This window comes from Candidatus Gastranaerophilales bacterium (genome assembly GCA_028696075.1).
Classification (GTDB): domain Bacteria; phylum Cyanobacteriota; class Vampirovibrionia; order Gastranaerophilales; family JAILCC01; genus JAQVHS01.
Window position 1 is genome coordinate 171,253 of the sequence record JAQVHS010000003.1, and the last position, 21,057, is coordinate 192,309.

At 36.4% G+C, this 21,057-nt stretch carries 27 protein-coding genes; 11 read left to right on the forward strand and 16 right to left on the reverse strand.

The window, feature by feature from the left end:
- Nucleotides 1–23 precede the first annotated feature (23 nt).
- The 3 genes from rpoB to rplJ all read right to left on the reverse strand — a co-directional run bounded on the left by rpoB (nucleotide 24) and on the right by rplJ (nucleotide 4,481).
- Nucleotides 24–3,338 carry a DNA-directed RNA polymerase subunit beta gene (gene rpoB / locus PHX18_03440; protein ID MDD3593662.1) on the reverse strand — a complete coding sequence of 1,105 codons (3,315 nt, stop codon included), beginning with the start codon at nucleotides 3,336–3,338 and terminating at the stop codon, nucleotides 24–26.
- Nucleotides 3,339–3,554: 216 nt separating this feature from the next.
- Nucleotides 3,555–3,929 (reverse strand): 50S ribosomal protein L7/L12, encoded by a 375-nt coding sequence (gene rplL / locus PHX18_03445; protein ID MDD3593663.1) that lies wholly within the window; start codon nucleotides 3,927–3,929, stop codon nucleotides 3,555–3,557.
- A gap of 30 nt (nucleotides 3,930–3,959) precedes the next feature.
- Nucleotides 3,960–4,481 carry a 50S ribosomal protein L10 gene (gene rplJ / locus PHX18_03450; protein ID MDD3593664.1) on the reverse strand — a complete coding sequence of 174 codons (522 nt, stop codon included), beginning with the start codon at nucleotides 4,479–4,481 and terminating at the stop codon, nucleotides 3,960–3,962.
- 372 nt (nucleotides 4,482–4,853) lie between these two features.
- On the opposite strand from rplJ, the gene uvrB reads away from it, so the two are divergent.
- The 7 genes from uvrB (at nucleotide 4,854) to PHX18_03485 (ending at nucleotide 10,711) form a co-directional block, all read left to right on the forward strand.
- Entirely contained in the window at nucleotides 4,854–6,836 is a 1,983-nt protein-coding gene (uvrB, locus tag PHX18_03455; GenBank protein ID MDD3593665.1) for an excinuclease ABC subunit UvrB, read from the forward strand.
- A gap of 88 nt (nucleotides 6,837–6,924) precedes the next feature.
- Nucleotides 6,925–7,620 carry a M48 family metalloprotease gene (locus PHX18_03460; protein ID MDD3593666.1) on the forward strand — a complete coding sequence of 232 codons (696 nt, stop codon included), beginning with the start codon at nucleotides 6,925–6,927 and terminating at the stop codon, nucleotides 7,618–7,620.
- Nucleotides 7,607–8,032: a hypothetical protein gene (locus PHX18_03465; GenBank protein ID MDD3593667.1), complete on the forward strand. Its 426-nt coding sequence runs from the start codon at nucleotides 7,607–7,609 to the stop codon at nucleotides 8,030–8,032. The genes PHX18_03460 and PHX18_03465 overlap by 14 nt, the downstream gene beginning before the upstream one ends.
- On the forward strand, nucleotides 8,029–8,502 hold the full coding sequence (locus tag PHX18_03470; GenBank protein ID MDD3593668.1) for a hypothetical protein: 474 nt from the start codon (nucleotides 8,029–8,031) through the stop codon (nucleotides 8,500–8,502). Before PHX18_03465 ends, PHX18_03470 begins: the two co-directional genes overlap by 4 nt.
- Nucleotides 8,503–8,749: 247 nt before the next feature.
- On the forward strand, nucleotides 8,750–9,226 hold the full coding sequence (locus tag PHX18_03475; GenBank protein ID MDD3593669.1) for a hypothetical protein: 477 nt from the start codon (nucleotides 8,750–8,752) through the stop codon (nucleotides 9,224–9,226).
- 11 nt (nucleotides 9,227–9,237) lie between these two features.
- A complete protein-coding gene (gene nusA, locus PHX18_03480; GenBank protein MDD3593670.1) occupies nucleotides 9,238–10,419 on the forward strand; it encodes a transcription termination factor NusA in 1,182 nt (393 codons plus the stop codon).
- On the forward strand, nucleotides 10,406–10,711 hold the full coding sequence (locus PHX18_03485; GenBank protein ID MDD3593671.1) for a YlxR family protein: 306 nt from the start codon (nucleotides 10,406–10,408) through the stop codon (nucleotides 10,709–10,711). The genes nusA and PHX18_03485 overlap by 14 nt, the downstream gene beginning before the upstream one ends.
- Here the strand turns inward: PHX18_03485 and PHX18_03490 are convergent.
- On the reverse strand, nucleotides 10,698–11,642 hold the full coding sequence (locus tag PHX18_03490) for a polyprenyl synthetase family protein (protein MDD3593672.1): 945 nt from the start codon (nucleotides 11,640–11,642) through the stop codon (nucleotides 10,698–10,700). The two genes, PHX18_03485 and PHX18_03490, sit on opposite strands and share 14 nt — an antisense overlap.
- A 125-nt stretch (nucleotides 11,643–11,767) precedes the next feature.
- Between PHX18_03490 and PHX18_03495 the strand changes: the two genes are divergently transcribed.
- Together PHX18_03495 and PHX18_03500 are read left to right on the forward strand one after the other, a co-directional pair.
- Nucleotides 11,768–12,619 carry a hypothetical protein gene (locus tag PHX18_03495; protein MDD3593673.1) on the forward strand — a complete coding sequence of 284 codons (852 nt, stop codon included), beginning with the start codon at nucleotides 11,768–11,770 and terminating at the stop codon, nucleotides 12,617–12,619.
- 104 nt (nucleotides 12,620–12,723) lie between these two features.
- Nucleotides 12,724–12,909, forward strand: a complete 186-nt coding sequence (locus tag PHX18_03500; GenBank protein ID MDD3593674.1) for a hypothetical protein — start codon at nucleotides 12,724–12,726, stop codon at nucleotides 12,907–12,909.
- A 62-nt stretch (nucleotides 12,910–12,971) separates the two neighbouring features.
- On the opposite strand, the gene rpsI is transcribed toward PHX18_03500, so the two are convergent.
- From rpsI to PHX18_03560, 12 genes are all read right to left on the reverse strand, one after another.
- Nucleotides 12,972–13,367, reverse strand: a complete 396-nt coding sequence (gene rpsI / locus PHX18_03505) for a 30S ribosomal protein S9 (GenBank protein MDD3593675.1) — start codon at nucleotides 13,365–13,367, stop codon at nucleotides 12,972–12,974.
- Nucleotides 13,368–13,370: 3 nt separating this feature from the next.
- On the reverse strand, nucleotides 13,371–13,805 hold the full coding sequence (gene rplM, locus PHX18_03510; GenBank protein ID MDD3593676.1) for a 50S ribosomal protein L13: 435 nt from the start codon (nucleotides 13,803–13,805) through the stop codon (nucleotides 13,371–13,373).
- Nucleotides 13,806–13,811: 6 nt separating this feature from the next.
- Nucleotides 13,812–14,633 carry a tRNA pseudouridine(38-40) synthase TruA gene (gene truA, locus PHX18_03515; GenBank protein ID MDD3593677.1) on the reverse strand — a complete coding sequence of 274 codons (822 nt, stop codon included), beginning with the start codon at nucleotides 14,631–14,633 and terminating at the stop codon, nucleotides 13,812–13,814.
- 3 nt (nucleotides 14,634–14,636) lie between these two features.
- Complete coding sequence (gene rplQ / locus PHX18_03520) at nucleotides 14,637–15,074, reverse strand: 50S ribosomal protein L17 (protein ID MDD3593678.1); 438 nt, start codon at nucleotides 15,072–15,074, stop codon at nucleotides 14,637–14,639.
- Between the two features lie 18 nt (nucleotides 15,075–15,092).
- Complete coding sequence (locus tag PHX18_03525) at nucleotides 15,093–16,076, reverse strand: DNA-directed RNA polymerase subunit alpha (protein ID MDD3593679.1); 984 nt, start codon at nucleotides 16,074–16,076, stop codon at nucleotides 15,093–15,095.
- A gap of 19 nt (nucleotides 16,077–16,095) precedes the next feature.
- Nucleotides 16,096–16,698, reverse strand: coding sequence for a 30S ribosomal protein S4 (gene rpsD / locus PHX18_03530; protein MDD3593680.1), 603 nt, complete (start codon nucleotides 16,696–16,698; stop codon nucleotides 16,096–16,098).
- Nucleotides 16,699–16,725: 27 nt separating this feature from the next.
- Complete coding sequence (gene rpsK, locus PHX18_03535; GenBank protein MDD3593681.1) at nucleotides 16,726–17,109, reverse strand: 30S ribosomal protein S11; 384 nt, start codon at nucleotides 17,107–17,109, stop codon at nucleotides 16,726–16,728.
- 25 nt (nucleotides 17,110–17,134) lie between these two features.
- Entirely contained in the window at nucleotides 17,135–17,500 is a 366-nt protein-coding gene (rpsM, locus tag PHX18_03540) for a 30S ribosomal protein S13 (protein ID MDD3593682.1), read from the reverse strand.
- Between the two features lie 106 nt (nucleotides 17,501–17,606).
- Nucleotides 17,607–17,720: a 50S ribosomal protein L36 gene (gene rpmJ, locus PHX18_03545; protein ID MDD3593683.1), complete on the reverse strand. Its 114-nt coding sequence runs from the start codon at nucleotides 17,718–17,720 to the stop codon at nucleotides 17,607–17,609.
- 4 nt (nucleotides 17,721–17,724) lie between these two features.
- Nucleotides 17,725–17,943: a translation initiation factor IF-1 gene (infA, locus tag PHX18_03550; GenBank protein MDD3593684.1), complete on the reverse strand. Its 219-nt coding sequence runs from the start codon at nucleotides 17,941–17,943 to the stop codon at nucleotides 17,725–17,727.
- 145 nt (nucleotides 17,944–18,088) lie between these two features.
- A complete protein-coding gene (locus PHX18_03555) occupies nucleotides 18,089–18,250 on the reverse strand; it encodes a hypothetical protein (protein ID MDD3593685.1) in 162 nt (53 codons plus the stop codon).
- A gap of 85 nt (nucleotides 18,251–18,335) precedes the next feature.
- A complete protein-coding gene (locus PHX18_03560) occupies nucleotides 18,336–19,166 on the reverse strand; it encodes a septal ring lytic transglycosylase RlpA family protein (GenBank protein MDD3593686.1) in 831 nt (276 codons plus the stop codon).
- A gap of 372 nt (nucleotides 19,167–19,538) precedes the next feature.
- Between PHX18_03560 and PHX18_03565 the strand changes: the two genes are divergently transcribed.
- Both PHX18_03565 and PHX18_03570 read left to right on the forward strand, forming a co-directional pair.
- Nucleotides 19,539–20,333 (forward strand): hypothetical protein, encoded by a 795-nt coding sequence (locus tag PHX18_03565; GenBank protein ID MDD3593687.1) that lies wholly within the window; start codon nucleotides 19,539–19,541, stop codon nucleotides 20,331–20,333.
- Nucleotides 20,327–20,950, forward strand: a complete 624-nt coding sequence (locus PHX18_03570; protein MDD3593688.1) for a hypothetical protein — start codon at nucleotides 20,327–20,329, stop codon at nucleotides 20,948–20,950. The genes PHX18_03565 and PHX18_03570 overlap by 7 nt, the downstream gene beginning before the upstream one ends.
- Nucleotides 20,951–21,057 lie beyond the last annotated feature (107 nt).

Here is a 21,057-nt window from a genome sequence, read left to right on the forward strand (position 1 = left end):
AAATTGGTATTAAGTCTATCAAACTAATCGTTAAGTGTGCCGGGGGTTTCAAAGAAGTTGATATTCAACAACTCTGAATCGATGTCGCTAAGCGTTCTTTTCGGGGTCGACCTTTTAGAGTTCTCTGTATCGCTCATCAGGTCAACTTCCTGACCGCCTTTTTTAGCCACCGTAATATCCAAGCCTATTGACTGTAACTCTCTAACGAGTACTTTAAATGACTCCGGAATACCGGGACGAGGGATATTATCGCCTTTAACGATTGCTTCATAGGCTCTGCTTCTACCGTTAACATCGTCTGACTTAATTGTTAGCATTTCCTGAAGAGTGTAAGCGGCACCGTAAGCTTCAAGCGCCCAAACCTCCATCTCTCCGAATCTTTGTCCGCCAAACTGAGCTTTGCCGCCCAACGGCTGCTGTGTTACCAAACTGTACGGTCCGGTACTTCTTGCGTGAATTTTATCATCAACCAAGTGAACAAGCTTTAATATGTAAGTTAAACCTACAGACACAGGCTGGTCAAACGATTCACCGGTTCTTCCGTCATAAAGAATTACTTTTCCGTCTTCTCTAACCCAGTCAACTCCGGATTCTTTAATACCCTTTATAAGTTCTTCTGTAGTTGCATGACGAGACTGCTCCTCTCCGTACATTTCATCAAACGGAGGTGCAACATAGAATTCATCCCTTAAGTACGCTGCCAAACCGAGCAATGCTTCATAAGTTTGTCCAACGTTCATACGGGAAGGTACGCCAAGCGGGTTCAGAACTATATCAACAGGAGTTCCGTCAGGCAAGAACGGCATATCTTCTTTTGGAAGAATTCTGGAAACAATACCCTTGTTACCGTGGCGTCCTGCAAGCTTGTCGCCTACACTTATACGTCTTTTTTGCGCAACGTAAACTTTAACTACAGTATTAGCACCCGGTGGCAGTTCATCGCCTTTTTCCCTGTCGAATACTTTTACGTCTACAACCCTGCCGCCTTCACCATGAGGAACTTTAAGCGAGTTATCTCTCACATCTCTAGCTTTTTCGGCGAAGATTGCTCTTAAAAGTTTTTCTTCGGGCGGATGTTCGGATTCTCCTTTTGGAGTAATCTTACCAACCAAAATATCATCAGCGCTGACTTTAGCACCAACACGAACAATACCTCTTTCATCCAAGTGTCTTAAGCTTTCTTCCGATACATTAGGAACTTCTCTTGTTATTTCTTCAGGTCCTAACTTGGTTTGTCTTGCGTCTATTTCAAGTTTTTCAATGTGAACACTTGTAAATATATCATCATGTACCAAGCGTTCACTTAGAAGAATAGCATCCTCAAAGTTATATCCTTCCCAAGGCATGTAAGCTATCATTACGTTTTTACCTAACGATAGTTCGCCCAAATGGGTAGAAGCGCCATCCGCAAGTGCATCGCCTGTTGAAATTTTTTGACCTGTTTTTACAATAGGCTTTTGGTTCAAGCAGGTATCCTGATTGCTTCTCACGTATTTCATTAATTGATAAGTATGTATTTTATTATATTGGTCAACAATTTCTATTTCTTCGCCGTTTACACTGTGAACGATACCATCATGTTTAGAAACTACAACCATCCCTGAGTCCATAGCGGCACGTTTTTCCAAGCCCGTACCAACTCTGGGTCTTTCTGTAATTAAAAGCGGAACGGCTTGACGCTGCATGTTAGAACCCATCAAAGCTCTGTTTGCATCGTCATGTTCGATAAACGGAATTAACGATGTAGCTACCGAAATAACCTGTATAGGAGAAACACCTACATAGTCCACTTGTTTTGCGACACTCATTGTAAACTCCGATTTATAACGGACAGGTACAAACTCTGTCTTAATAGACTTATCGGGGTTTAATTCAATGTCATTAGGCGCTACACGGAAAGATTCCTCTTCATCGGCGCTTAAATAACGTACTTCATCCGTAACCACTCCGTTTTCACAGAGAAAATAAGGCGTTTCGATAAAACCATAATCATTAACACGGGCATGTGTTGCCAAACTGCCTATCAAACCCGCGTTAGGTCCTTCAGGTGTTTCAACCGGACAAACTCTGCCGTATTGTGAAGGGTGAATATCACGAACTGCAAATCCGGCTCTTTCTCTTGATAATCCGCCGGGTCCCAAAGCTGAAATTCTTCTTTTGTGAGTTAGTTCCGCCAAAGGATTTGTCTGGTCCATAAATTGTGATAATTGAGAAGAACCGAAAAACTCTCTCAAAGCCGCAACCAAAGGTTTCGTATTCAAAAGGTTGTACGGAGTAAGAGTTTCTGCATCCTGCAGTGTCATTCTTTCTTTTACAATTCTTTCCAATCTTGATAAACCTATTCTGAATTGGTTTTGAAGAAGTTCTCCGACGGAGCGGATTCTCCTGTTTCCCAAGTGGTCAATATCATCAAGATTTCCTTCATCATAAGTAAGGTTAATTAAGTATTCAATAGCGGCAACAATATCTTGAATAGTAAGAGTTCTTGTATGTTCCGCTACGTTCAAACCTAATTTTTTATTCATTTTATAACGGCCTACTTTGCCGATATCATATTTTTTCTCGTCAAAGAAACGGCTTTCGATGATTGATTTACCGCCTGCAGCGCTGGCAGGGTCGCCGGGTCTTAATTTCTTATAGACTTCAATCAACGCATCTTCAGTCGTTTCGGTTGTGTCTTTATCTAAAGTCTTTCTTAAATATTCACTGTGGCTGAATAAAGATTCCATTTCCTGCGTGCTTATGCCAAGCGCTTTTAAGAGTGTTGAAGCTAAGATTTTTCTGTTTTTATCAATCTTAACGTGAATCACATCATTGCTGTCGGTTTCTATTTTAAGCCATGCTCCTCTGTTAGGAATTAATGTGGCATTATAAAGCCTTTTACCTGTAGGTGAAACTTCAACTTTGTAGTAGATACCCGGAGAACGAACGATTTGGTTAACTATAACCCTTTCTGCGCCGTTAACGATAAACGTACCTTTGTCGGTCATGGTCGGTATATCACCAATGTAAACTTCTTGTTCTTTAATTTCACCGGTATCCCGGTTTACCAAACGCATCATAATTCTTAATTGTTTTGCGTAAGTTGCATCGTGTATTCTTGCCTCTTCAATTGTATATTTTGCATTGTCAAACGTGTAGTTTGGCAAAAAGTGAAGCTCCAATTTACCTGTATAGTCTTTAATAGGGGAGAAAGAAAGCAATTCTTCCTTCAAACCCTCTGTTAAAAACCATTCAAAAGATTTCTTCTGAACTTCAATCAAGTCCGGAAGGTCATCCAGTCTGGTTGTAGGCATCCCCATCGGAGTAATTCTCTGTTTATGTTCTGTTATTGTCATTGCAAACCTCTTCTAATAATGTTGCACATAGTATTATTTTTTAACTGTAAAAGTCGTACATGATACCATAATAAATGGTACTTCAAAAAACATGATAGTCAAGTACTCGGGCATTAGCCTGAGTACTTTAACCATCAAAATATTAAATTGTATTTTTTATCCGTAAATTTCATAACACCATTAATTAACTACCGTAAAAGTAAATTAATTTGGTGTTTATTTGAATTCAACCGTAGCACCAAGTTCTTCTAATTTAGCTTTGATAGCGTCAGCTTCTTCTTTTTTAACAGATTCTTTAACTGGTTTAGGAGCGCCGTCAACTAAATCTTTAGCTTCTTTTAATCCTAATCCCGTGATAGTTCTAACTTCTTTAAGAACGTTGATTTTATTAGCACCTGCGCTGACTAAAACAACCGTAACTTCTGAAGCTTCTTCAGCAGCAGCTTCTGTAGCGGCAGCCGGAGCAGCAGCAACTGCAACAGGAGCAGCGGCGCTAACACCAAATTTTTCTTCCATAGCTTTTACTAATTCAGCAGCTTCAATAAGAGTTAATTTTTCGATTTTTTCTAAAATTTCAACAACTGTAGACATTTTTTAATTCTCCTTTATATCTTTCTTAACTTACGCACTTTTTTGTTGTCTAACTTGATCTATAGCACGAACCAATGCACTTATTACACCGTTTGTACAACCAACAATACCTGATGCGGGTGAGTTGATACTTCCGAGTAATTTTGCAATAAGTTCTTCTTTGCTTGGCAATGATGACAAGGATTTAACCTCTGCTTCGTTTAACAATTTGCCATCTAATGCGCCGCCTTTTGCAGCAGCTTTTTCAAATTCTTTTGTGAATTTTGCAAGGACTTTTGCAGGCGCTACCTGGTCTTCAAAACCAAATGCAATTGCGCTGGGTCCTTTAAGAACATCTTTTAAGCACTCAAATTCCGTGCCTTCAATAGCTTTGATTGCAAGTGTGTTCTTTAACACCGTATAATCAGAACCTTCTTTTTGAAGCGCTCTTCTTAATTCGGTAATTTCAGCAACACTCAATCCTGTAGGATTGCTTACAATTGCAACTTTTGCTTTTGAAAAAGATTCTTTAATTTGTTCGATTTTTTCATTTTTTTGAGCTTTTGTTGCCATTTGCGTCTTTATCTCCCTTCTTTGGGGTGGCATAGCCACATAGTAATTGTGTTCGGTTTAACTTGAGGCAGAAATCCGGTGATATTAAAACCGCCGGTTCCGAGGCATTAAAAAACCTGCTTTGAGGCAGGTGAGATTGAATTAAAAGTTAGTGTAATTAATTTATTAATTTAACTTTTGAAACCTCGATTGGCGATTTCTCTTTAAAGAACCGTTCAAGAATACAAGCTCAAAACTTACTACCTCTTGCCGGTTCGACCAATTGTCTGCGACCTCAAGTAATAATCTAAAATAAACATAGTTGAAATGCAAGCGGTTTTTTAAAAACTTCCGTTAATGCAATGAGTAAATATAGGTGATAAGATATTAATCATGGAAAGAAAATTCGACTTACAATCAAAATACAAGCCTTCGGGCGACCAGCCAAAAGCCATACAGGCGTTAGTAAACGGCATTAATAACAGCTGCGAAACTCAAACTCTTATGGGGGTTACAGGTTCGGGCAAAACGTTTACAATGGCAAACGTAATTCAGGAAATACAAAAACCGACACTTGTAATAGCCCACAATAAAACCTTAGCGGCTCAGCTGTATGGTGAGCTAAGGGAGTTTTTCCCGAATAATGCCGTAGAATACTTCATAAGCTATTATGACTACTACCAACCCGAAGCTTATATACCAAGAAGCGATGTTTATATAGAAAAATCAGCCACCATAAACGACGAAATCGACAAACTGCGCCACAGTACAACTCGCAGCCTATACACAAGGAATGATGTTATAGTTGTGGCAAGTGTAAGTTGTATTTACGGGTTAGGGCTGCCTGAAAACTACTTTAGAGGTTCTATAAAATTGCAGGTAGGACAAGAGAAAAATCGTGATGCGTTTCTTAAAGAACTTGTCCAAAGCCGATATGAGCGTAACGATGTGGAATTGAAGAGGGGAACATTTCGAGCAAGGGGCGATATTGTAGAAATCATGCCCGCATACGAAAGTATAATTACAAGGTTTTATTTTTTCGGAGATGAAATAGAAAAAATTATTATGATAGACCCCGTAACAGGCGAAGTCGGTGATTTTTTGGAGGAAACCGTTATATTTCCCGCGGTTCACTACATACAGGGTGAAGAGGATTCCGAGCGGATAATTAACGACATTCACAAAGAATTGAACGAACAGGTTAGATTTTTTGAGAGCCAAAATAAAATCCTTGAAGCCCAAAGGCTGCAGCAAAGAACAATGCACGATATAGAAATGATAAAAGAAATGGGCTATTGTAACGGCATAGAAAACTACTCAAGAATAATTGAAAACCGTCCGATAGGCAGTGCGCCGGCTACTTTGCTTGAATATTTCCCGAAAGGTTTTCTGGTAATAATAGACGAATCGCATGCCACCATCCCTCAGCTAAAAGCCATGTACAATGGCGATAGAGCCAGAAAAGATACTTTGGTTGAGTATGGGTTCAGGTTACCTTGCGCAAGGGATAACAGACCTTTGAAGTTTGAAGAATTTTATGAGCGCATCGGCAAAAGAATATACGTTTCGGCAACTCCCGGGGATTTTGAAAAAGAGCAGAGCCAACAGATAGTTGAGCAAATAATACGCCCTACCGGGCTTTTAGACCCTAAAATAGATATAAGACCGATAGAAAATCAGGTTGATGATTTATTAAATGAAATAAACATACGGGCAGAGCGTAACGAAAGAGTATTAATAACAACCCTTACCAAAAAGATGTCAGAAGACTTGACCGATTATTTTGCGCAGCTCGGAGTAAAAGTCCGCTATCTCCACAGCGAAATAACCTCGCTTGAGCGTGTCGAGATACTTAGGGATTTAAGATTAGGCGAATTTAATGTGCTTATAGGTGTAAACCTCCTGCGAGAAGGGCTTGACCTGCCTGAAGTAAGCCTTGTTGCTATTATGGACGCTGATAAAGAAGGGTTCTTAAGGTGTGAAACAAGCCTTATCCAAACAATAGGAAGGGCGGCAAGAAATTCTTTCGGGCATGTAATTATGTACGCAGACAGGGTAACAGACAGTATCCAAAAAGCTTACGATGAAACAAAGCGCCGTCGTGAAATTCAGGATAAATACAATCGGGCAAATAATATAACCCCAAAAACAATCATTAAAGATACTCAAAACAGCCTGCTTCAACTGATTTCCGGAGTAAGAGAAGTAGAAGATGTCATAGCGGAGCAAATGGTAGAAAATAATATATCGCGCAAAGACCTGCCTAAGTTAATAGAAAAACTTGAAAAAGATATGCACAAATCGGCAAAATCTCTGGACTTTGAGCGAGCGGCACAAATAAGAGATAAGCTGAAAAAGCTTAGAGAGATGGTTTAAAAACAATTAATATTACCCCAACTTAATGATTTGTGGTAATATACATACGTGAGGTAGCTGGTTAATTACCTCGAAAGGAGATAAAAATATGAAGAAAGTACTGTTATTGCTAGCTTTATTGTGTACAACTTTGGCTGCAAACGCTGCAACTGTATACGTACAAAATGATGTGACAAACAAGGATTTTTGGGAAAGAACAGGTGTGCAAGAAAAGAAGGTTACAGCGGTTGCAAACAAGATTATATCTGCAAATAAATTAAAAGGCAGAGCTCCTGTTACTTTGAAAACTGACAACGTAATAAACGCTTTGGCTAACTTATATACAAGAAATATTACGGTCTTATCCGGTTCATTATCTGCAATGGATAATGATGATGAACTAGCATATTTACTATCTCATGAAATAGCCCACTCAATGGAAACGTATGAATCTCCATTTAGAGTTTTCGCAATGAAGTGGATGCCTAAGAAGTATGAATTTAAAGCAGATTTAGTTGGTATAGACTATATGGTAAAGGCCGGTTATAACCCTGTTGCAGCAATAGCTTTTGCAAATAAGACATTAGATGAACCATATTGGGATTGGTATCTATCTCATCCAAAAGGTAGTCGAAGATTGTTTGAAATGTATAAGCACATATACACCAAATACCCCGAATATTTATCTGGTCCAATGGTACATAATGTTAACTATATAAACTATATAAACTCAAACTATGCAAAAATTAAGGGTTTTGAGCAAAAGCAAAAGAACAGAGAAATGCAAAACAATGAGAAATTATAGCATATTAGCTATAAGTCTTATATTTGGAATGGGGGTTACATTTGCAAAAGAAATTGCAGTTGAAATAACCCCCGTTTCCGAAATAACGACCTGTAGAGATGAAATTCAAGAGGGAGACTATATTGATTTTAAGGTCTTAAATGATACTCAAAACCTTAAAAAAGGTGATATAGTCACGGGAATGGTAACACACCTGGAAGACAATGGACCTTATGGGAAATCTGCAAGTATCCTAATTGAACATTTATCATCTGGTAATATTAAACTAAACGGGAATGTTTATGCAGACGGAGAACCTGCAAGATACAAAGATTATTATGAAAACCTTTCAAGAGGACTCTTAAATAGAGGTAAGGAAATTCATATAAAACCAAATAGAGATGTGTTTACAGTTTATATGGAGCAAAAATGATAAGAATACTATTTATAATACTTACAATGTGTTTTACACTAAACTATGCATCAGCTCAACCATTGCCTTTAAAAATAATGCCTACTGAAATAATTACAACGGCACATGATGAAATTGCGGTAGGTGATAAGTTATTATTTAAGTTGGTTACCGATGTTAAAATGGATAATAAGGTGATTTATACGGCTGGTACTCCTGTTGTAGTTTATGTTGATTATGTAACAGAAAATGGCTTTTGCTATGATAACGCTAATATATGGAGTAGAAAGGTATGGGTAAAACACAATGGAATCTATCAAGGACCATACGAAACCGAATTATCTATAAATGGATTAAATGTACTAAAAGGGTTGCAACCTAGAACGAGAAGGTTCTTTGAATATATAGGTGTTGTATTTAGAGGTAAAGAAATAAATTATAATCCAGAAAGAGATAAATGGAACACTACCATATGGATTGACTATAAATAATGCAACTAGCCAAGGAAACTCTGCTTGGTAGAGCCTACCTTGCTAGTAAGCTCAAAACCTTTTCTTGCCAAATTCAAACAATAATGCTATTATAAAAATATCTTGAAGAGAGTGGTCGTCCACTCTCTTCAATTTTTAGGGATTGGGTGCTTTTTGGAATTTGACGGCTCGTTAAATTTGAAAATAATCCGAAAGTCTGATGGCACGCAGGATACTAAAATATTCCCAACCAAGGAAGAAAGTCAAAATGCACAAAGAAAATCTTAACAAAAGAGAAATATTGGAAAAGATAACACCGGTTATTGAGAATGCCTGCATGAAAAACGGGCTTGTACCTATAGAAATCGACTTTCAAAAAGAATCCGGCAGATGGTTTTTGAGAATATTCATCTTTAACAACGAGCATCCGGTCAATCTGGAGGATTGCGAAAACCTTACCCGCTCAATAGATAATTTTTTAGACGAAATTATTCCCGTTAAATACAACCTTGAAGTCAGCAGTCCGGGTTTGGAAAGAAAACTTAAATCATCCAAAGAATATACAATATTTAAAGGGAAAAAAGTAAAACTCAAACTAAGAGAAGAAAATTTGACCAAAGTAATATTCGGCAGAATTCTTGATTTTCAAAAAAATCAGGGGTTGTTGGTTACAGAGGAAGAAACAAAAGAAGAAATACTTATAAAAGAAGAAAATATACTAAATGCACAACTATGTTTTGAATAAAGGAGAGTAAAATGATTAAATTCGGTTCAGCACTAATGGATGCGGTAGAACAAATTGAAAGAGAAAAAGGAATATCAAAAGATATTATTTTGGGTTCTCTGTGCGATGCAATGGTTAGCGCATACAAAAAACAAATTAAGGATAAAATGGCAACGAACGTAAAAGCTATTTTGTACGAAAAATCAGGTGAAATAGGCATTTACAGAGAAAAGATAACCGTTAAAAAAGTAGAGGATGAAAGTCTGGAAATCTCACTTAAGGATGCGAAGAAAATTGACCCTGAAGCAGCAATAGATAAGGTGGTTGATATAGAAGTAACCCCGGCAGACTTCGGCAGGATTGCAGCGCAAGCGGCAAAACAGGTAATTACCCAACGGATAAGAGAGGCTGAGCGCAACATTATCATTGATGAATATATGAGCAAAAAAGACACACTGATGACAGGTATTGTTCAGAGAATAGAGTACAGAAACGTTGTTGTAAATCTTGGCAAAACAGAAGCTATTATGCCGCCTAAAGAACAATTGAAAAATGAATACTATAAGCCCGGAAACAGAATAAGAGTTTATGTTCTCGATGTAAAAGAAACAGCGAAACTTCCGCAGGTAATAGTTTCTCAGACTCACGCTAAAATCGTACAAGAACTTTTTGAACTTGAAGTGCCTGAAATTGAAGACGGTTTGGTAGAAATTAAAAATATCACAAGAGAAGCGGGCTACCGAACAAAAATAGCGGTAGCAAGCACTGACCCTGACGTTGACCCTGTAGGAGCCTGCATAGGACCGAGAGGAAGCAGAATTCAAACTATTGTGGGTGAATTAAAGAACGAAAAAATTGATATCATAAGATATTCTGATGACCCTGTTGAATATATTGTAAATGCGCTTTCACCTGCGAAAATCATTTCCGTTGATATATTAGAGGACTCGGAAGAAGCGAAAGAAGCTTTGGTTGTAGTACCTGACGACCAATTAAGCTTAGCTATCGGTATGGGCGGACAAAACGTAAGGCTGGCTCACAGATTAACAGGCTGGAAGATTGATATTAAGTCTTTAAGCCAAGTTGAGGAAAGCGGCTATTATGAGCAAGACTATCAGGAAGAGCAAGAACCGCAAAAATACGCCGAACAAGAGGAAGAAACAGAAATAGAAATCACCGAAGAAGAACTCGTTGAGGACTATGAAGAAGAATAACAACGAAAGTCAAACAGCTAAAGAAGGCTCTAAAAAAGAGCCTTCTTTGGTAAGAAAATGCATCGGATGTTCACAAAAATTTGAAAGAACCGCGCTGATAAGAATTTTAAAAGACCATCAAACGGAAGAAATAATTATAAACCCTGCAAATAAACAATTTGGACGCTCTTGCTATATATGCAAAAATCAGGAATGCATTAAAAATGCGCTTAAAAAACACAAGCTTGGCAAATTTTTAAAAGGTAACGTTCCCCAGTACATAATCGAACAATTGAAAACTATATGCGATTAAAAACGCTTTGCGTTAATTCCGCAAGTGCCGCTTTATATTCATTCTCGGGGAAAAACTCCAAATTTTTCAAAGCATTTAATTTATAATCGTTTGCAAACTCAACAGCCTTATCTAAAGAATTATATTTATCAAGCAATGCTCTGACGTTAAGCACATCCTCATCTGTAATATCAGCTTTATCAAATATTTCCATTATTTGAGGGTAATCTTGAGCAAGATAAATCAACGGCAAAGTCAACACACCCTCTCTTAAATCATTTAAAATAGGTTTACCGTCGTCTGATTTAAAGTTTTTGATATCATCAACAATCTGGAATAATATTCCCAAATACATGGCAAAATCCTGCACAGCCTGCTTGGTTTGCTCATCAGCATTATTTATATAAAAAGTACATGCTTTTGCTACCAATTCAAATAATACAGCGGTTTTATCTCTTGACTTTGCAATATATTGTTCAATAGTCGGCAGATTATACAAATTAAGGTTTTGCATAATTTCACCCTGTATCAGCTGTTTCATTGCGTATGAAAAAATACGATTAAGCTCGTTATTATCAATATCAGATAACTTGGCAAGCGCCAAAGTTAAAAGAAAATCTCCCATTAAAATAGCAGTGGAATTCCCAAAAATTTTATTAAAAGTGTCCTGACTTCTTCTCAAATCAGCTTCGTCTAAAACATCGTCATGACAAAGCGATGCGTTATGTATAAGCTCCACGGATATTAAAAAATCAAAATGGTTAACATTAAGAGAAGAAAAACATTTAGCAATCAAAATACCTAATCTCGGGCGAATTTGCTTGCCTTTAAATATCTGCATAGCCGATGTTAAGGGTTTAATATTTGCTGTTTCTCTCTCTATAAACTCATCAAAATAATTATTAAATGCTTGTATATCTTCTTCTATCAAAGTTTTTGTATTAGTCATCATGTCCGTAATTCTAGCATAAAGGAAAATATTTAACTATCCGTATTTTTATAAAATATTTAACAAAAATCCGGCAAATTCCAATATGTTGTGATTTAATATAAACATAAATAGAAGGTTTTTTAATAATGAGAATTCAAAGAGTAAATAATACCTACACTAATAAATATCCGCATAATACTTTGTCTGATATGGCTTTTGCAGGAAAAATCAAACCTGCGTCTATAGCGACAAACACTGTTTTAAAATCACCTTCTTTAAAAAGAAAATTTTTAAACCTGACAGGAATAGGTTTAATCGGTTTTATAGCAATGCTTGGAGGGCAAAAAATAAGACAAAATTATATGCGAAATTTACTTAATGCTGACCCTGCATTAAGTGCAATAAGTACCAATAACCAAAATATAGGTGATTTCTCGAGAATAATGCTTGAAGGCAGAATTAAACATATATTCAGCGGGCTAAAATTTAAAACCTATGCGCTGGAAAAAACAAAAGGTATAAATTTTGAAACCTGCAGTGATTATGAAGATTTGATTTTAGCAAAAAATGCCCAAAGAATAGCGGCATATTTCAAAACAGCAGGTAACTGCTATACGGGAGCAAAGCATGCGCTGCTTACTTCAGGTGTAATAAAAGACTACGGGGATATGCCCTTAGGTATAGCATCTAATGCCGTAAAATATTTCGAAAGACATAATGACAAATTCCAAGAGATTCTATCCAAAACGGGTAAAAATCTTACTCCTGAAGAGTTAAGAGCATTACCGGCAGGGCATATTGTTGTCTATTCTAAAGAAGGACTACCCGGACATATAGCTGTTACAAACGGCAGAGGGCAGGGTATGAGCGATAGCTTTGACAATATGCGCTGGGTTGAAGAACATGGCGAAGGCGCAGCCTTTCGTGTCTTTAAATTAACAGAAGGCTGGTTTTTTAACCCTAAAACAAAAGCTCTGGAATTCCATAATAAAAAGTAATTTTTACTGAAATGTTAAATTATGTAAACTTTTAGGAAGAAAATGAAATCAAGTTCTTTGTATATACTTTATATATATACGAGATATATACAAGGACTTAAAAAATGATAGGTGCCCAATACGAACTTGACAGAAGAATAATTTCAGAATACAAGGATAAAAACACCAATGCTACATCCTCTGCTAAAACGCTTCCCCAAGAATTGGTTTGGGACTATATCGAAATGTTATCCTGGAACAACAGAAATGTAGTTAATATGAAAAAGAACCAAAAGCAACTCGCAAGTTAATCCCCCCATTGAACCATAAAAAAAAGGATGCATAAGCATCCTTTTTTTTATATTTTGAAATATTATCTCTTTGAGAATTGGAAGCGTTTTCTTGCTTTTTTTCTTCCGTATTTTTTTCTTTCCTTAATTCTTGAATCACGGGTCAAAAGACCTTCTGTTTTAAGAACTTGTTTGTATTCGGGACTTACTTCTAAAAGAGCTTTAGAAATAGCGTGTCTTATGGCACCTGCTTGCGCACTTACACCACCGCCGATAGCTTTTACTCTGATATCAAATTTTGTTTCATTGCCTGTTAAAGCTAAAGGCTGAAATATCATTGTTTCCAGCGTAAGTCTTTCGCCAAGATAAGCTTTTAAAGTTTTATTGTTAATGAAAACTCTGCCTTTACCTTTTGATAGTCTTGCTATTGCAATGGCAGTTTTTCTGCGGCCTACTGCTCTGTATTCTTTTTCTGCCATAAGTTATATCTCCTTTATTTCTACAGGTTGCTGAGCTGAATGAGGATGCTCCGAACCTGCGTAAATTTTCAACTTATTAAACTGCTCAGCACCTAAAGTATTGTGTGGAAGCATTCCCTTAACAGCTTTTTCCAAAGCTCTTGCAGGAAATTTTTCCATTAATTCTTTATAAGATGCTGTTTTTAACCCGCTCGGATAACCGGAGTGGGAATAATACATTTTATCTGTTACTTTTTTACCTGTAACTGCAACTTTATCAGCGTTTATTACAATTACAAAATCACCCGTATCAATGTGAGGAGTGAATTCAGGTTTATTTTTACCGCGGAGAATGTTAGCGATTTTAGAAGCTAAACGCCCTAAAATCTGCCCTTCTGCGTCGATTAAGTACCATTTTCTTTCTACTTCACAAGGCTTGGCTGAATATGTTTTCATGATGCCTCCTTATTTTTTAGCATGTTGTGTGTCTTTTAATTGCTCAGATAAGGTTGTTTTGTTAAAAACCACATTATCAAAGCCTTTATTTTTATACCCTACAAATTCCAGAGTAAGAGCGTTAGCAGAAGCTGTTTTAGGAGCCTTTGTACGATTTTTGGAAATTAAAAGTTCATAAGCAAACTGCGGGGTAAGTTTATTCCTTCCAATTTCTAAAATCATTCCTGCTATAATTCTTACCATATTGTAGAGAAATCGATTTGCTACTAAATCAATATAGATATAATCGCCGTCTTTATGAGCTTTAGCGTAATAAAGTTTACAAACTTTATTCGGATTCGAGGTTTTCAAAGAACAGAAACTTGAAAAATCATGTTCTCCTGTTAAGGAGTCCAAGGCTTGATTAATCAAATCAATATCAAGCTTTGTTCTTTCATGCAAAATTCTCGAATCAAAAGCATTTTTATATTTCCGATTGGCAATCGTATAACGATACCATCTATAAGCTGCCGACTTTTGTGCATGAAATGACCTGTTTACTTCAACAATTTCACTAACACTGATATCGTCAGGCAAAATAGAATTTATCGCATATAAAAAGCGATTAGAATCTACATCGTTATTTTTAATGTCAAAGTGCAAAACTTGTCCCTTAGCGTGGACTCCTGCGTCCGTTCTTCCTGAGAAAACCGTTTTTACAGGGGCTTTGAAGTAAATAGTAAGAGCTTTTTGTATTTCTTCCTGTACCGTTCTGGTATCGGGTTGTATTTGACTTCCGTGAAAGTCTGTTCCTACGTATTCTACAACTAATGCATACCTGCAAGTATACATTCGTTATACCAGCTGAATCAAAGCCATTTCAGATGAATCGCCTCTTCTTGGAGGCATTCTGAATATTCTGATGCAACCGCCGTTTCTGTCAGCGTATTTTTTAGCAATTTCGCCAAACAATTTTCTTAAAACCGTTTCATCAACAAGTTTGGTTTTTTCAGGGATATCTCCATCCACCTCAAAAACTTCTCCTGATTCGGGATTTAACAATCTGTTCGTCGGCTGGTCAAAAAGAAACCTTACGGCTTGTCTTCTTGCAGCTAAATCGCCTTTTTTAGCAAGGGAAATAAGTTTTTCTGCATATGGTTTTAAAGCTTTTGCTCTTGCCATTGTTGTTGTTATTTCATCATGCATAATCAAAGACGATACCAAAGATCTAAGAAGAGCTTTTCTTTGATCTTGCGGTTTGCTTAATTGATGTTTTTTACATTGATGTCTCATTTTTATTTGTCCTTTTTATTATTCGCCTAATTCGACACCTTCAGGATTTGGAGCTAAATCCAACCCAAAAGCACGTAATTTTTCTATTACTTCGTCAGAAGATTTTTTACCGAAGTTTTTAATATTCAATAAATCATGTTCCGATTTCTTCATTAATTCAGCCATTGAATTAATGCTGGCTCTTTTTAAACAGTTGTAAGCTCTTACCGAGAGTTCCAAATCTTCGATTGTAATACTTACAGCCTGGTCATCTTCTTGATTTTCATCTTCAATAATTGCGTTTGAAGATGAAACTAAATTAGGAAGAGGAGCGCCCGCAAAACCGCTTACTGCAACAAAGTGCTCAATAAGTATGTTTGACGCATCGGTTAGAGCGGTTGAAACATCAACACTTCCGTTGCTCCATATTTCCAATGTTAACTTATCGTAGTCGATATTCTGTCCTACACGTGTATTTTCTACGGAATAGCTGACTTTTTTAATAGGCATAAACGATGCATCGATAGGAAGCATATCTATTGAAGCAATTCCGTTTAATTCTGTCATTGCTTCTGCAGTAACGTAGCCTTTGCCTGTTTCAATAATAATATCGGCATGAAAACTTCCGCCTTCTGATACCGTAGCGATAAGCCAATCAGGGTTAATAACCTTCACACCTGCAGGTAATTGAATATCACTTGCCAGGATAGGACCTGACTTATCTACATCTATTCTCAAAGTTTGAGGTTCTTTAAATTCTGATTTAACAACCAGACTCTTTAAATTAAGAATTATATCAATTACATCTTCTTCAATCCCGGGGATTGAAGTATATTCATGTGTAACACCTTCTATTCTGACCGCACTGACAGCTGCGCCTTCAAGGCTTGAGAGCAAAACTCTTCTTAATGAGTTGCCTATTGTTGTACCAAAACCTCTTTCTAAAGGTTCCATTACAAACTTGCCGTACATTGAACCGTCAGAACTTGTGGTAGAATTTATACATTTAATTTTTAAATCCATTATCTTTCGCCTCCTAGTGCTACTTAGAATAGTACTCAATGATCAATTGTTCTTTGAACTCAGGATCAATTTCTTCTCTCTCGGGAAGTCTCTCAATTTTAATTTTTTGTGTTTCTGCATTAACACTCATCCAAGCAGGACTTTGTGCCTGATCTATAGTTTCTATAATTCCTTTGAACAAATCGGAACTTTTAGCTCTGACTGCAACTTCATCACCCTGTTTAACCAAAAAAGACGGAATATCTACTTTTTTCCCGTTAACCAAAAGATGTCCATGCCCTACAAGCTGTCTTGATTGGCGGCGGGTAATTGAAAACCCTGCTCTAAACAAGACATTATCTAATCTTGTTTCCAAAAATTGAAGCATTGTAGTACCGGTTACACCTTGTTTTTTAGTTGCTTTTTCATAGTACTTGCTAAATTGTTTTTCGCTTACTAAATATGTTAATCTGATTTTTTGTTTTTCTTTTAACTGAAGTGCGTACTCAGATATTTTCTTTCTGTTTTGTCCATGTTGACCTGAAGCGTATTGTGTCATAGAAGAAACAAGTTTCTTTGCTGACAAATCTTTTACGCCGTAATTTCTGAATAATTTATTGGTCGGTCCTGTATATCTAGCCAATTTGGGGCTCCTTTATCTTATTACTTACTAAACTCTGCGTTTCTTAGGAGGTCTGCAACCGTTATGAGGAATCGGTGTAACATCCTTAATCAACGTTATTTCTAAACCAGCCGCTTGAAGCGCTCTTATCGCTGTTTCCCTGCCTGAGCCGGGTCCATTAACAAGAACTTCTACTTTTTTCATACCTTGGTCCATTGATTTTTTTGCAACGGATTCAGCAGCAGACTGCGCAGCAAACGGGGTACCTTTTCTTGCGCCTTTAAAGCTGCAGGTGCCGGCAGATGCCCATGCTATTGCATTTCCCTGTGCATCGGTAGATGTTACAATAGTATTATTAAAAGTAGATTGAATATGCACTACACCTTGTAGTACATTCTTTTTTTCTTTCTTTTTAGTCTTAACTTTTGCCATGACTTTCTATATTCTCCTTAAATTATTATTTCTTTTTAGATACCGGACCGGTCTTCTTTCCGCGTCTGGTTCTTGCATTTGTCTTAGTTCTTTGACCGCGCACAGGAAGCTTTCTTCTGTGGCGCATTCCTCTGAAAGAGTTAATTTCGCTGAGTCTTTTTATGTTCATAGACTCCATTCTTCTTAAATCTCCTTCAATATGATATTTTTCTAATTCTGTTCTTAACTTGCTGATTTCATCTTCCGTTATATCATCAGATCTTGTATCTTCACTAATATTACATGCTTTTAAGATATCAGCGGAAATCTTTGGACCAATTCCGTAGATATAGGTCAAAGCTACTATCATTCTTTTATTACGAGGTAAATCAACCCCTGCTAATCTTGCCATTTTGACTCCTTTGTCAATATTTCTGTACTAATAGTATAAAATAATAAAAAAAACATAAAAAAGTTTCAAGTAATTATACTTGCAGCCGCTTAATTACTGTGAAATACTATCCCTGTCTTTGTTTATGCTTCGGGTTTTCACAAATAATTGCCACTCTGCCTTTTCTTTTAATAACTTTGCAGTGTTCACACATTTGTCTAACTGATGCTCTAACTTTCATTTTTTTATCCTTTCAATCTATATGTTATGCGTCCTCTTGTTAAGTCATACGGGGTAAGTTCAACTTTCACTTTATCTCCCGGTAATATCCTAATAAAGTTTTTTCTGATTTTTCCGGAAATATGAGCTAAAACCTGATGACCGTTTTCTAATACAACCTTAAACATAGCATTAGGCAAAGACTCTTGTATTGTTCCTTCAAATTCTATTACTTCTTTTGACATTTAAACCTCTATTAGTATATACAATCCCATTTTAATTCAAACATACTATTTTACAAGCAGCGATTTTTCAGTCCTTATATTTTCATAACACAAAAAGGATTTGCTTTTTAACAAATCCTTCAAATTTTTTTTTACAATGACGCTTTTACAGCAAACCGAATTTTAAATCAGTTACATACTCATTCAGAGCAATAATAGCGGCTTTTGACTTTCTGGCTGCACGAATCAAAGCAGCCTTGATTTTCAATTTTTCTAACGCAAATGTGTACTTAGGATACGAATCCCCAAAATCATAGTAAGGTTTCATGAAAATATTTCCTCTTTAGCTCGTATTAATATAAAAACAATTTTAATGAGAAAATTGCTAAAGTAAAAATACTTTAAATAAATCTCTAATAAGACCCTACGACTTCAAGCTTTACCTTACCTACGCCGCTTTTCAGGATACCTAAATCTTCTGCGGACTTTTTGGACAAATCAATAATTCTCCCGTGCGCGTAAGGTCCGCGGTCAGTAATTTTAACAACGCAAGTTTTATGATTTTTTAAATTTGTAACTTTAACCAAAGTACCAAAAGGGTAAATTCTGTGAGCTGCGGTATATTCTTCTTTATTAAATCTGCTGCCGTCAGAAGCGCGTCTTCCGTGAAACTGTCCGCCGTACCAAGATGCCATACCAACCATAGTATGACCTATATAGCGGCTGTTAACATTCGAAGAATAGCCCCTTGTCATTTCCTGATAATCTTTTTTCAGAGCCGGAGCGCCTAAAGCTTTTCTTGTATTATTTGCCCAGCTATAAGCCAATTCATGAACAGAAACCCCTACTGCTTTAGCATTAACATCATCTACCGTTATTATTATTTCATCACCGGCTTTTAAATAAGTGGCATTAGCATTCTTAACGGGACGAATAACTTTAGGGTCTTGACCTGACGCTAAAAAATCATTTAACTTCCGTGCTGCAATTTTAGCCCTCTGTTCACTTGAAAAACCGTTTAAATCTTTCATAATCCATATAGCCTGAACATTATCAATATAAATAATATGCCCCCTGTCTTTAGAAGCCGGGGTATATTTGACCGTTTTTACGGGAACAGAATGTTCAAGCATAGCAGGTTCCGCTTCTTCCGCCATTACATTAAAATCAAAAGATAAAATAGTCATCAAACATACCAGCAAAAAGCACTTTAACAAAGAACTAAACTTTTTGTTAATAATCATAAAATTAAACCTCGTATTATCCTAGCCTATATAGTCACCTTGACTTTTTTACAGTTAAAAACACTCGGGCTGATTTGTCAAATGAGAACCGATAATTCAAAAAAGCATACAAAGAACTTTCATAACAATACTTTTCGAGTTCTTCCGACCTTAATTTATATTTTAAAAATAAAATTTACAATATTATTTTTTTGCTGTTAGAGAAGGAGATTAAAGGGTGTTCATTCAAAATTACCCTATAAGAAATCAAAATTTTTAACATTTCTTAACAAAAAATGTCGAAAACAAGTAATAACGCAATTTTTTTAAAATTTTTGTTTTAGTATATGTAGTAAGGATTGTATTTGGTAGTTTTTGCAAAGGTTGTTTCTTATGCTTCACGGTATAGAAAAATTTAATAGTCCGCCTGTAAAAGCAAAAAGCATTAATATAAGAAGGGATAATCATATCAACTTTTGCGGCAGTAACACAAAGCTAATTAACCAACTTGTAAAAGACGAAATAATACAAAATAAACTGGCAAAATTTTTTTTCAATGTAAAAGAAAAAGCCAACGAAAATTTTAACATACTGGTCAATGCATTGGGGACAGCGCTTGTTGCACCCATTTTTATTGCCTGGAACCCTATCTCTAAGGAGAACCAAGATACCAAAACTTACAGCGCTTTAAGACAACCGATATCAGCCGTACTTGCGGTTTTAACCCAAATAGGAATAAACACTCAGGCAAATAAATACCTTGACAAACTTGCTCACCACGGTAAATTAGGTCCTGCATTTGATTTATCAATGAACCCTCCGGACAAAGTACTTATAAGCTCTATGAAAAACTCCCTCAAAGGCAAAACAAAAGAAGCAGCAGCAACTATATTAGCCGCAAAGAAAACCGAATTAAAAAATAAACAAATTACAAAAATAGTAAAAGGTCTGAGAGCTCAAGGATACAAGGGAGAATTTATTATGAAAGCCGCAGAAAACGCGATTGAGAGCAAAATTACCCAAAATATAACAAACCTTAAAAGACTTAAAATATTCACCGGAATGTTTGTTACCCTTGCAATAATGCCGTTTACCTGCTGGGTATTAAACTGGATTTACCCGAGGTTTATGGATTTCTTCTTCCCTTCTATAAGTAGGGGAAAGAAAGGGGGTAACAAAAAATGTTAACTCCAAATGATGTAATCAGATCTATTGCCCAGAGCAAAATAGTACAAGGACATATAAGAAACTCGGACAAAAAGTCCTATGTAACGGGTTTTGCCATAGCCTCAATTGTTGCTAAAGATGCCGTAGGCTGTTATTACTACGTAAAGCAAAGCCTTGCAAATGAAAAAATACCCGAAGATAAGAGAAAATTTGTTGCATCACTGGATTTGGCAAACGGGGTATTAATGATTACCTCTCAGGTATTACTTACATTGCTGTTCCAACCTATATTACGCAAAGTATTTGATAAACATATAGCAAAGAGAATTAACTTCAATAAGATTAAAGATGCCGTATTTAAAAGGGTTAAACCCGAAGAAATAGCACGAAAAGGCGAGGTTTTAATCAGACAAAGAATATCTGATACTACCGATAAATTCAAAGATACAGTATTTGCAGGATTTGATCTTCTGGGATCTCTTGTTATTTCAACAATCCTTGCCAAACGTGTTATAGTGCCGTTTTTATCTACTCCTTTAGCATCCTGTATAAAGGATAAGTATTTAGAGAAGAATAAAAAATGTCCTCAGGAAAATGGGCACGGAAGACCTCAACCAAAGGTTTTTAAAGAATTTTAGCCATAAAAAACAGTAATGTAAAATAATATTACTCTCTAAAATTATCCAAGAAGGTAATAAAGATTTTGCAGCTAGGATAGATAATGCCCATATGTAAAAAAGTTTTT